This window comes from Leptotrichia massiliensis (genome assembly GCF_900104625.1).
Lineage (GTDB): Bacteria > Fusobacteriota > Fusobacteriia > Fusobacteriales > Leptotrichiaceae > Leptotrichia > Leptotrichia massiliensis.
In genome coordinates this window covers 40926-53308 of the sequence record NZ_FNVZ01000004.1, presented here as the reverse complement: position 1 = coordinate 53308, position 12383 = coordinate 40926, and the positions used below count along the sequence as shown (strand labels likewise).

Here is a 12383-nt window from a genome sequence, read left to right as displayed (position 1 = left end):
TCCCTTTTGGTGTTTATTTATTTTCACTTATTTGTTCAATTCTATAATTTAATTCGTCAAAATCAATAATTTTAGCTTGTCTGTGTATCTCTCTGCCTTCATAAAATAGAATAACTACTGGGACTGAAAATAGACTTAATTGCCCAACAGCTTTAGGAATTTCAGATGCTTCGATATGATAAGCGGTAAAATTTTTCTCATTAACAATTTTCTCAACTTTTGGCATATCAGAGTGACAGACGCTGCAATTATTCATTGAAACGTATAATAAAAAATATTTTTCTTCTTTTATTTTATTAAGTATTTGTTCATAATTTTCAAGTTTTTTCATATAATTTTTTCCTTTTTTATTTTTTAAATTTTACCGAATAAATTATATTTTTTGCTTGCCCTAAATCGTCAACTTGAGCGATTCCGATACCAATAACTTTAGATTTGAAAGGTTTAAAATCATACTTTGAAGTAAATGCATCTATTTTTGCTGAATCTTCTGGAGTAAGTAAAGTTATGTGCGGATCAAAATTTGTAAATACATTTGGAGAGCCGTACAAATTAAAGGATTTTACTTTTTCAGGAATAGATTTTGCCCAGTCAGGAACTTGTGCGTCCTTTGCGCGAGATTTGTTTAAGCTGACTGTGATTTCATCTGCAAGCTGTTGTATAGTTTCATTATTTTGAGCATCAAGCATAAACCAGTTTCCGCCAGTTTTTCTTAATCTGTAAAATTCTATATCAAAGGATTTTGTCTGATTTGCAATCTTATTGACAGTATCTTTTATTGTTTTTAGTGCTTCAGGCTTATATTCTGTAAGGTAAAGAGTTAGATGAACTGCATATCCTTTGGAATAAAGGCTTTCAATTCCTGCCTCTTTAAGCCCTTTTGAAATATTTTCCACATTTCTAGTTGCGTTGTTATCCATAATTACAAAAACATTGTAATTTACATTGGAAAAAATGTTTAGACAAAACATTAAAAAAATTGAAAAAAATAATTTTTTCATAATAAAACCTCCTAAATTTTTTATTTTAGATTACTTTTACTACATTATACCTTAAAATATTTTAAAAACAAGATTTAGAAAGTATTTTAATTTAAGTTTAGATATTTTTCACATATTTATTCTTTATTTATAAATCCTTTATAGGTTTAGTTGTTTTTCCAGATAAAAATGTTACAGGAATTTTTATGTTTATTTTATTTTCTATATTTTCCTTATTTTCTATTGTGTCAACTAATATTTTAACAGATTGTATAGCAATTTCTTCAATATTTTGCCTAATTGTAGATAAATAATTTTTTTCTCTTTTTGAAGATTTTGCTCCATCAAAGCCTATTATTTGGATATCTTCAGGCACAGAAATATTCAAATCTTCCAGTTTTTCTAAAATATAGAAAGCATGTGCATCTGTTGAAAAAAAAATACCGTCAATTTTTTTAGTTATAATAAATTTTTTTATAAAATTATCTACTTCCATTTCAAATTCTTCCCTTGTTCCAGTATTGTAGCATATTTGATTGAAAATATTATGTTCACTGCAATAGTCCTTGAAACCGTTTAATCTTGAAATAGTGTCATTTGAATATTTTGAGCCATGACCAATGTAGGCTAAATTTTTACTACCATGTTTTATTAACATTTCTGTAGCTAATCTTCCACCTGAATAATTATCACTACTTACAAAATTGGTTTTATTTGAAAAAAATCTATCTATACTTACAAATGGAAGACTTTCGGATATATATTCATCTATATTGCTATATGTCACGGCTATTATTCCGTCTACTTTGTTCTGTCTTGACATTGTTATGAACTGGATTTCCTTCTCAATGTTATTTTCAGAATTATATAAAATCAGTTTTATTTCATGTTTACGTAATTCTTTTTCAATGTGAAAAGTCAATTCACTAAAAAAGGGATTCCAAATGCTGGGAATTATAAGGACAATAGTATTGGTCCTGTTAATTTTTAGTCCTTTAGCATATATGTTTGGTTCATAATTTAATTCCTTTACTGCTTTTTCAATTGCAAGTTTAGTTTTTTCCTTTAAAGCGATACCGTTAAAATATTTAGATACACTTCCAACGGAAACGTCTGCTAATTTTGCAACATCTTTCATAGTTGGCATATTTTCCCCCTTAAATTATTAAATTTCCCATAATTTACCGTCTATATCAGCTTCTCCATCTGTAAAAAAGAAAATTTCATTATTTTCAATGTTATTATATAATCTTGAACTAAAAACTTCAAGTCCATCGTTTACAAAAATTTCAGCTGAGGATTCGTCTAAAAATAAATGTAATTTCAGATTTTTTTCTTTAAATTTAGATTTTCTGATGTCTCCTCCTTCAAAATTTTCTGTTAATTCACCGGAACGAGTTCTATCAAATACAAGTTCATTATTTTTCAAATCGTAGAAGAAGACAGTTTCTTCGTTATTTCCAACTTTAAATTTTATTCCAACTTTCTCAGCTTTTATATTTTCAAAATTTACATCCAGTTCATAAGTTCTTTTCTCATTTTTTAAATTGACAGGATTGTTATTCAGTTTAAAAGAGAATTCCTCTTCTGATTTTCTAAGCTTAACAAGTTCAGGTAAAGGTTTCTGATATAAAATATTATTTTTCAGTTCAAGTACTCTAGGAATTGTCAGACAATGAGCCCAGTCATATTTATCAGTTACACTGTCAGTTCCCGGAAGGCCAAACCAGCCAATTAATATTCTTCTGCCTTTATTATCTTCCATCGTTTGAGGTGCATAAAATTCAAATCCTCTGTCAAATTCTTTAAATTCCTGATGTTTAAATTCGCCTTTTTCAAAATCAATTTTTTCTCCAATTAAATATCCTGACTGAAAAATATTATTATATTTTTCTCCTACAGCTTCCATTCCTTGTGGAGAAAACATTAAAACAGCTTTATCCTCAAATTCAAAATAATCAGGACATTCCCACATAAATCCACTATTTTCACTGAAATCAGTCTTTAAATTTCCACGAAACTCCCATCCCTTCAAATCATTTGAACTGTAATAAACTATAGCTCCCTTATTGTCATCTGTTTCAGCTCCTACTAAGCAATAATATTTTCCATTTTTTATAAAAACTTTTGGATCCCTGAAGTTGTCTGTATATCCATCTGGAACTTTATTTATAAACGGTTTATCATTTTTTGTGATTTTTCCTTCCCTATCCATTGCTGCAATACATTGATAAGAGTTTCTGATCCAGTTCTCGTCTCTTGTATTCCCTGTATAGAATAAAAACAGTTTATCTTTTGACGGAAGAGCAGTTCCCGAAAAAACACCATGGCTATCATAAACAGTATCCGGCTTCATTGCAATCCCTTCATCTGTAAAAGTTACTAAATCTTTTGAAGAGAGATGATACCAGTATTTAACACCATGTACCGGACCCAATGGAAACCATTGATAAAATAAATGATATTTTCCATTAAAATAACTGAATCCATTTGGGTCATTTAATAATCCTGTATCAGGTTGAACATGAAATTTTTGTCTGTATGGAGAATTTTTTACTTTTTCTTTTAATTTACTGTACTCTTCTCCCGGTAAATTTTCTAAACGTTCGTATCTTTTTTCTCTAGGCCACTCCATTGTTTGTCCCCTCCTTTTTACTGAAAATTTTTATAAATAGATATGTTACAATAAACGTTACAGTGAATGAAATTGTAATTGATACCAAAAATTGTAACATTGACTGAGGACGCATTACAATTACACCAGGAATACCTGCAGGACCTTGAGAAACTGAAAGAACTTTCATCCATACTGCATATCCTGAGCCTACAGCTGAACCGATTAATGCTGCTAAAAATGGAAATTTAAGATTTAAATTTACCCCAAATACAGCAGGCTCTGTAATTCCGAGAAGTGCAGATATTCCAGCAGCTGAAGCAACACTTTGGATTTTTTTATCTTTTTTCATAAAGAAGAAACAAGCTAAAGCGGCGGCACCTTGAGCAACATTGGAAGCTGATACAACTGCAAATGTAGGTGAACCTTCAAGTTTTGAAATATTAGCCAGTATCTGCATTTCAGCAGCAGCCATACTGTGATGCATTCCTGTTATTACAAGCAATGGATAGACTACTCCGTAAATTGCACCACCAAGAGGACCTAAGTCAAAAAACAGCCATAATACTCCATTAGTCATTCCATCCCCGATTACTCTCATAATTGGTCCGATTACAGTAAAAGTTATAAATGCAGTTAAAAGAACTGAAACTAAAGGAGTTATTATCATATCAAGTATTGCAGGAACATGTTTTCTTGTAAAAGTTTCAATTTTCGCTAAAATGAATGAAGAGGCTATTACCGGTAAAACTGTTCCCTGATATCCAACCTGTGCAATGTTTAATCCAAAGATATTCCAGTATGGAATTGCATGTTTTGCAAGAGCTTCCCCATAACCATAACCATTTAATAAATCAGGATGGATCATTATAGCACCTATTACAGCACCTAATACAGGTGTACCACCGAAGTTTTTAGCTGCATGAAATCCTATTAACACTGGCAGGAAAACAAAAGCCGCATTTGAAAATAAATTAATCATATTTGCCAAATCTGTAAATTGAGGAAATACTTCAATCAATGTTTTTCCAGGAACAAAAAGTCCTTTTGATGTCAGTACATTATTTATTCCCATTAATAATCCTGAAGCAACTAGAGCCGGCAAAATTGGAACAAATACATCGGCAAGGGATTTTAGCATACGTTGAAGCACATTACCTTTTTTAGCGGCGATATCTTTTAACTCTTCTTTTCCAATAGCGGATAATTCAGCAGTTTAACTAAAAAATTTAAATACTTCATTTACTATTCCTGTTCCAAGTATTATCTGGAATTGCCCTGCATTGTTGAATGAACCTTTTACCATTTCAATATTATCAAGTTTAGCTTTATTTATTTTTGAATCGTCTTTCAGTACAAGTCTAAGTCTAGTGGCACAGTGAGCACCACTTACAACATTTTCTTTTCCACCAATTGCATCTAATATTTCTTTTGCAGTTTTTTCATAATTTTTATCTGCCATAACAAATCCTCCTAAAAATTTATTTCAACTTTCATTTCAGAAAAATGAAACGTTTCATTTTTTAGAGTATAGCATATTTTTAAAAAAAGTCAATGCATTTTTACAAAAATCAGATTATTATATGGTATAATATATATAACGTAAGAAAAGTTTTTAGGAGAGAAAATTGTTGAAAATAGGAATTGTGGCTGAATATAATCCGTTTCATAACGGACATTTGTATCAAATCAGGAAAATTAAGGAGATATTTGGTGAAGATGTCTTGGTTGTGGTAGTGATAAGTGGCGATTTTGTTCAGCGGGGAGAAATTTCGTTTTTGGATAAGTGGGAGAAAACATATGTTAATTTAGAATATGGAGTAGATTTGGTTGTGGAGTTGCCACTTTATTATTCGATTCAGAATGCTGAGATTTTTTCAAGGATGGCGACGAAAATTTTGGATTATTTGGGAATAGATATTCAGGTTTTTGGAGCGGAAGAGGAAAATATTGAAGTTTTGCAAAAGGTGCTTGAACTGCAGAAAAGACAGGATTATAAGGACAAGCTTATGGAATATATGAAAAAAGGCAACAGTTACAGCACTTCTCAAAGACTGGCATTAAAGGAATATAATCTAGATGAAATTGTGAAGTCAAATAATATTTTGGCTCTGGAATATATGCGTGAGATAGAAAATAGCAATCTTAAAATAAAACCATATATTATAAAAAGAGAAATTTCAGAATATAATGAAGAGAAAGTTTCCGAGGATAGGGAAGAGTTTGCTAGTGCTTCGTTTTTGAGAAATGAATTGGAGAAGATTTTGGATAAATTTTCTGAAGAAAAATTTGATTTTGAAAAAATAAAAAATTCTATTGCTGAAAAAAAATGTAGTTTTTTAAAAAATAGAGGAGTAGAAAATTCAAAAGAAATTGCTAAAAAAAATTATAATTTTGAGAAAAAGCAAAGCATTGGAGAAAAAATAAGTTTAGAAAGTTTGAAAAATGTAAAAGCAGAAGAAAAAATCTTTTGGAAACTAGAAGAAATTCAGAAATTTATACCAGAAAAATCATTTGAGATTATTTTTAAAAATTTAGAATGGAAGGTAAATAACCGAATTAATGGGGATAAAATAAAGGAAGAAATCTTTAAAATTGTGAAATATAAGATTTTGACAGAAGAAAAAGAAAAAATAATGGAAATATATGATATAACTGAAGAAATTTATGCTAGAATATACGGAATGATGTTGAATTCGCAAAAATATATAGAATTTTTGAAAAATACAAAATCTAGAAATTTATCGAATAAACGTGTAGAACGGATTATTTTGAATATTTTACTAAATATAAAAGCTAAGATGATGGATTTTGAAATAAATTATGTAAGAATTTTAGGCTTTAATAAAAAAGGTCAGGAATATTTGAAAGAAATTCGTGAAAATAATAAAATTAAAAACTTTAATGTGGAAAATGAGTTTCAGAAAAAAAATATCTTTGTAAATTGGAAGGATATTGAAAAATCTGGAAATTTTGCTAAAAAGGATGAAAATTCAGAAAACTTGGAAAATCAAGAAAACTTTTTGGAAAAAATACAAGCTGAAAAGAATGGATTTCTGATAAAAGAATTAATTTTAGAAAAAAAAGAGAAGTTAAATCCAATTGTTTGTTTAGATTGAATTATTCTAACAAATAAAATATAAAAAATTATAAAAATGAATAACCATAATTTTTGTATAACGAAGATTTAATACAGTTTGTTAGAAAGAAGACTAAAATTAAAAAATATTGTATTAATGAATTTTATAAATAAAAAATAAAAAGAATAGGAGAGGATTATAGAAATGGGATTGTTAATAACAATTAATGTGCTGTTTATGATATTTTTCTTTGTGATAGCGTATATGTCAATACGGTATTTCATTAATCAGATTGAGAAGTATCCGAGAATTACATTTGAAGAGGTGTATAATAGTAAAAAATTGAGACAGAAGTATAATATTGAGAATAATAAGGCAAATCCTTATGATTATGGGTATAATTTTAAGGAAGTTGAGTATAAGTCAGGAAAAATTCAGCTTTATGGATGGATTATTGAGAACAAGGAAGCTACAAAAACTATGATTATCTCGCATGGACGTGGTGTGAATAGATTATCGTCGTTGCAATATCTGGGAATGTTTAAGGATATTGGTCTTGATAATGAGTATAGTTTTTTTATTCCAGATTTGAGAAATTCTGGAAAGTCTGATGTAGCTAAAACTAAGATGGGATACTGCTTTGGACAGGATATTTTTCATACAATGGAAATGCTTAATGAAAAATTTGGGAAAAATAATTTTACGCTATATGGATTTTCACAAGGGGGAATAGGTTCCGCCATTGCGTCTAAAATGTATATAAAAACGCTTCGGAAAAAAGGAATAGTTATTGATAAGCTTATATTAGACAGTTCGATTTCCAATATAAGAAAGAGAATTAAGGAAGATGCAAAAAAACGTCGTGTTCCAAAATTTATTGTAAGTGTTATTGTAAGAATTTTTAATTTAAGAGTTGGAAGCCATCTTGATAAGCTTAGATTATCGTATTTGCTAAAAAGAATACCTACTTTGATAATTCAGTCTAAAAATGACAAGGCTACAACTTATGGAATGCTTATGGAAGAGTATAACGAACTTGCACAGAATGAAAATATCAAGCTAAAAGTTTTTGAAAAAGGTTCACACACAAGAATTTATGCTGATCCTGAATGTAAAGATGAATATGCTGAGGCAGTAAAAGAGTTTTTAACAAATTAAAGTTATAAAAAAAATGTTTCTAAATAATTAAAATGTATTTTATAAATCGACGGAGCTTTTATTTGTTCAACTACGATTGTCTGACGATTGGAAGGAGGAGTTTCGGAGTTGGATAAATAAAATTCGAAGTCTAGTCATAGGTATTGCGTAGCAATCTTGCAACAATTTTAATTATCAGGATAAACTTTTACTGCAAGATAAGGATTTGCGGCAATGAGCAATCCTGCGAAAAATAAACAAAATAATTTAATATTGGAAATTAGAAATTATGTTAAATATAAGAAGTTCTAATTTAGCATATAATTCAAAATTTATTAAATAATTGATATTTAAATGGAGAATAATATAAACAATATAAAAAACAGAAAGGTAGAAAATTTAATGAGTTCAAGATTAACGAAAAAAAGTTACATAATTTACGGGCTTGGGGTTTCATATTTTATGATTGACCAGATTTATAATCAATGGCTGTCGTATTACTATTTACCGCCTGAAACGGAGAAAAATTTAGTTCCGCTGTTAAAGCCGCAATATTTAGTTCTAGCATTTATTTTTGCGAGGATTATTGATGCAGTATCAGATCCCGTTGTGGGATTTTTATCTGATAACTCAAAATCACGGTTTGGAAGAAGATCAATATTTATGCTAGTTGGAGGATTACCGCTTGGGATTCTTACGGTTATGTATTTTTATCCAATTAAAAGTTCGCAGATGGCAACGCTTATTTATTTATCAGTTGTTGGGGGACTGTATTTTACCGCATATACTTTAGTTGCAGCACCGTATAATGCTCTAATTCCAGATTTGGCTTCAAATAAGGAAGAAAGGCTTAACCTTTCTACAATGCAGTCGACTTTTAGACTTATATTTACTGGGATTGCGATGGTTCTTCCAGGTATTTTGATTTCAAAATTGGGAGTAGTAAATGGAGTGCTGAATACAGAAGTTGGGATACGTAAAACAGTAATTTTGATTACAATATTGTCAGTTTTGGGGATTTATGCGTGTATATTTTTCCTAAAGGAGAAGCAGCTTACACAAAACCGTCCTAAGACTGAATCACTAGGGTTTATGAAATCAATTTCGCATTTGAAGGATAAGGAAATTATTTTGTACTTTTTAGGATATTTCTTTTTCTTTTGCGGATTTAACATACTTCGTGGAGATTTGACATATTATTTGAGCGCTGTAATGCAAAAGGATATTAAATATTTGACTGTAATATCAGTTGTGCTGTTTGGAATGGCGGGGTTGTTTTTTCCGATTACAAACAAGTTTGGGAAAAAATATTCGTATAAGAAAATATTGATTCTGGATATGCTGCTTTTGATAATCGGTACTTTTGGTCTATTGTTTATTAATAAAAATAATTCAATTTTTGCATATTTACTTTTTGTAATTTGTGGAACAGGATTAAGTGGTGCGGCGTTTATTTTCCCGCAGGCAATGCTTAGTGAAATTTCTGCAAAACTGTCAGAAACAAAAAAAGTAAGTTTGGAAGGCTTTATGTTTGGAATACAGGGAATGTTTTTAAAATTGGCATTTCTAGTGCAGCAAGTTGTTCAGTCAACTTTACTTGTTGTGGGAAATCAGAATGTTCAGAATGGCGTGAAAGGTGCAACTGAAATCGGAGTAAAAGTGACACTTGTCGTGGCGTTAGTGCTGTTTGGTGTTTCGCTGTTTTTCTATAATTTGAAAAAAGAGGATTAATTTTAGTTAATTATTAATATTTATAAATAAAAAATGGAGGTTTTTATGAAAATTGAAGATTTGCAAAAAAAGGCAAAAACATTGAGAAAAGATATTATTGAAATGATTTACAGGGCAAAATCAGGACATCCAGGAGGATCACTTTCAATTGCTGATATTTTGGCTGTGCTTTACTGGAAGGAAATGAATATTGACCCAAAAAATCCAAAAATGGAAAACAGAGACAGATTAGTTCTTAGTAAGGGGCATGCTGCTCCTGCACTGTATGCGGCCTTGATTGAAAAAGGATTTTTAGGCGATGAAGGAAAGAGCCTTATTCCGACACTTAGAAAATGGCACTCTCCGCTTCAAGGACATCCTGATATGAAAAAACTGGCTGGAGTTGAAATGTCAACAGGCTCACTTGGACAAGGATTATCTGCGGCAAACGGAATGGCTTTGAGCGCAAAAATTTACAATAACGATTTCAGAGTCTATACAATCTTAGGAGATGGAGAATTGCAGGAAGGTCAAGTTTGGGAAGCGGTTATGACTGCTGCACATTATAAGCTTGACAATTTAGTTGCGATAGTTGACTATAACAATTTGCAGATTGACGGAAAAGTTTCGGATGTAATGGATGTCGCTCCAGTTGGGGAAAAGTTTAAGGCTTTCAAATGGAATGTAATTGAGATTGACGGACACAATTATGAAGAAATCATAAATGCTCTTGACACAGCAAGAACAGTAAAAGGAAAACCAACAGTTATTGTTGCGAATACTGTAAAAGGAAAAGGGGTTTCATTCATGGAGAACAATGCTGGATTCCATGGAGCTGCTCCAAATGATGAAGAATACAGTAAGGCAATGGAAGAGTTGAGTTAATAATAGCAAGGGAAATCAATCGCTATTTCCCTTCATTTCGCAATGATAGTTATTTTAACATATTTAAATAATGGAGTATTAAAGAGAATCGCGAAAGTGCTATGCACTAACCCTGGCTTGTGGAATAGTATTAGAAAGTTTTTAAAAATAATGAAATAAAAAATAGGAGAATATGAGAATGGAAAAAAAATCAACTAGAGTGGCTTATGGAGAAGCGTTAGTTAAATTGGGAAAAGTAAATAAAGATGTGGTAGTGCTGGAAGCAGACTTGTCAAAATCAACAATGACTGCGTATTTTAAAAAAGAGTTTCCAGAAAAACATATAAATGTGGGGATTGCAGAAGCTGATATGATTGGAACAGCGGCAGGTATTGCAACGACTGGAAAAATACCGTTTGCCTCAACTTTTGCACATTTTGCGGCTGGACGTGCTTTTGATCAGATTAGAAACTCGGTGGCGTATCCACAATTGAATGTTAAAATTTGTCCAACTCACGCAGGGGTTTCGTTAGGAGAAGATGGAGGTTCGCACCAGTCAGTTGAGGATATGGCTTTAATGCGTGCAATTCCAGGAATGGTAGTGCTATCGCCAGCAGATGCAGTAGAAACTGAAAAAATGGTCTTTGCGGCGGCTGAATACAAAGGGCCTGTATATGTAAGGCTTGGAAGACTAAATATACCAGTATTATTTGATGAAAACTATAAATTTGAAATAGGGAAAGCTGCAACTTTAACAGAAGGAAAGGATGTAGCAATATTAGCGACTGGCCTTATGGTATCAGAAGCTCTTGAGGCGGCGAAATTACTAGAAGAAAAAGGAGTAAAAGCAAGAGTGGTAAATGTTTCTACGATAAAACCTTTAGACACAGAAACAGTTCTAAAAGCAGCAAAAGAATGTAAATTTATTGTAACAAGTGAAGAACATTCAGTAATTGGAGGGCTTGGAAGTGCAGTTTCAGAATACTTGTCAGAAGTTCATCCAACAAAAGTTGTAAAACATGGAATACAGGATGTTTTTGGACAAAGTGCGGATGGAGAGACTATGCTTACAAATTACGGGCTTAGAGCGAAGGATATTGCAGAAATTGTCTTGAAAAATTTATAAATCAAATTGACAAAAATAGAGAAAAAATGATACTATAAATTCAGGTTTTGGAGTTAATCGCTTGAAAATTTATTTTTAAGAGGAAAGTCTGGACTTTGCAGGGCAAGGGAGGCAGCTAACGGCTGCTGGGAGAAATCTTAAGGAAAGTGCCACAGAAAATAAACCGCCTGTTCTTTCAGGTAAGGGTGAAAAGGTAGTGTAAGAGACTACCAGTAATTTAAGGAATTAAATTAGCTAGGTAAACCCCTCTCAAAGCAAGGGCAAGCAGAAAGCTGTTAAGAGGCGGCCCGTCTTGGCTTGATTGGTAGCTCGCTAAAATCCGTAAGTAATTATTGATTTAGATAAATGATTAACGAATACAGAATCCGGCTTATACCAAAGCCTATCAAACTCAGAAAATTTTCTGAGTTTTTTTGTTTTGAAAAAGTTCTATTTTTAAGTGAATCTCATACTAAACTCCATTTAAATAATGAATTTATTAAAGAATCTAGTATTTCAAAATAATTAAGATATAATTTTTTGTTTTAATTATCAGTATAAACCTTTACTGCAAGATAAGGATTTGTGGCAATGAGCAATCCTGCGAAAAAAAGAAAAAAACGAATAAAAATAGTAAAAAATGATATTAAATAAAATAATCCAATATTAAATCCCATTATAAAATAGAAACTATGTTAAGAACCAAAAGTTTTAATTTCTTACTAAATAGTATGTAGTTCAAAATTTATTAAACATTTGATATTTAAACAGAGAACCGTATTAATTTCATTCTTTGTGGGTTTTAAAAGCATTTACGTAAATGTCTTGACAAATTAAAAAAATAGTTATATAATATGCCCGCATAGTAAAACAACTTTAAAATTGGATACAAA

11 protein-coding genes and 1 other RNA gene are annotated in these 12383 nt (G+C 30.9%); 6 read left to right on the top strand and 6 right to left on the bottom strand.

Going from position 1 to position 12383, the window contains the following annotated elements; translation table 11 throughout:
- Positions 1 to 13 precede the first annotated feature (13 nt).
- The 6 genes from BQ5344_RS01580 to BQ5344_RS12350 all read right to left on the bottom strand — a co-directional run bounded on the left by BQ5344_RS01580 (position 14) and on the right by BQ5344_RS12350 (position 5056).
- The gene (locus tag BQ5344_RS01580; protein ID WP_071123902.1) at positions 14 to 331 is read right to left on the bottom strand and encodes a thioredoxin family protein; all 318 of its coding nucleotides are present in this window, start codon (positions 329 to 331) and stop codon (positions 14 to 16) included.
- Between the two features lie 16 nt (positions 332 to 347).
- Entirely contained in the window at positions 348 to 1001 is a 654-nt protein-coding gene (locus tag BQ5344_RS01575; RefSeq protein ID WP_071123901.1) for a 2'-5' RNA ligase family protein, read from the bottom strand.
- A gap of 127 nt (positions 1002 to 1128) precedes the next feature.
- A complete protein-coding gene (locus tag BQ5344_RS01570) occupies positions 1129 to 2127 on the bottom strand; it encodes a LacI family DNA-binding transcriptional regulator (protein WP_071123900.1) in 999 nt (332 codons plus the stop codon).
- Between the two features lie 18 nt (positions 2128 to 2145).
- Positions 2146 to 3615, bottom strand: a complete 1470-nt coding sequence (locus tag BQ5344_RS01565) for a glycoside hydrolase family 32 protein (RefSeq protein WP_071123899.1) — start codon at positions 3613 to 3615, stop codon at positions 2146 to 2148.
- Positions 3602 to 4735: a PTS transporter subunit EIIC gene (locus BQ5344_RS01560; protein ID WP_235846090.1), complete on the bottom strand. Its 1134-nt coding sequence runs from the start codon at positions 4733 to 4735 to the stop codon at positions 3602 to 3604. Before BQ5344_RS01560 ends, BQ5344_RS01565 begins: the two co-directional genes overlap by 14 nt.
- A gap of 75 nt (positions 4736 to 4810) precedes the next feature.
- Positions 4811 to 5056 carry a glucose PTS transporter subunit EIIB gene (locus tag BQ5344_RS12350; protein ID WP_235846089.1) on the bottom strand — a complete coding sequence of 82 codons (246 nt, stop codon included), beginning with the start codon at positions 5054 to 5056 and terminating at the stop codon, positions 4811 to 4813.
- Positions 5057 to 5225: 169 nt separating this feature from the next.
- On the opposite strand from BQ5344_RS12350, the gene BQ5344_RS01555 reads away from it, so the two are divergent.
- The 6 genes from BQ5344_RS01555 (at position 5226) to rnpB (ending at position 11900) form a co-directional block, all read left to right on the top strand.
- Positions 5226 to 6713: a nucleotidyltransferase family protein gene (locus BQ5344_RS01555; RefSeq protein ID WP_235846088.1), complete on the top strand. Its 1488-nt coding sequence runs from the start codon at positions 5226 to 5228 to the stop codon at positions 6711 to 6713.
- Between the two features lie 165 nt (positions 6714 to 6878).
- Entirely contained in the window at positions 6879 to 7832 is a 954-nt protein-coding gene (locus tag BQ5344_RS01550; protein WP_071123897.1) for an alpha/beta hydrolase, read from the top strand.
- Between the two features lie 381 nt (positions 7833 to 8213).
- Positions 8214 to 9542 carry an MFS transporter gene (locus BQ5344_RS01545; RefSeq protein ID WP_071123896.1) on the top strand — a complete coding sequence of 443 codons (1329 nt, stop codon included), beginning with the start codon at positions 8214 to 8216 and terminating at the stop codon, positions 9540 to 9542.
- 45 nt (positions 9543 to 9587) lie between these two features.
- On the top strand, positions 9588 to 10406 hold the full coding sequence (locus BQ5344_RS01540; protein WP_071123895.1) for a transketolase: 819 nt from the start codon (positions 9588 to 9590) through the stop codon (positions 10404 to 10406).
- Between the two features lie 178 nt (positions 10407 to 10584).
- Positions 10585 to 11511: a transketolase family protein gene (locus BQ5344_RS01535; protein ID WP_071123894.1), complete on the top strand. Its 927-nt coding sequence runs from the start codon at positions 10585 to 10587 to the stop codon at positions 11509 to 11511.
- Positions 11512 to 11552: 41 nt separating this feature from the next.
- Positions 11553 to 11900, top strand: an RNA gene (gene rnpB / locus BQ5344_RS01530) — RNase P RNA component class A.
- Positions 11901 to 12383: the final 483 nt, after the last annotated feature.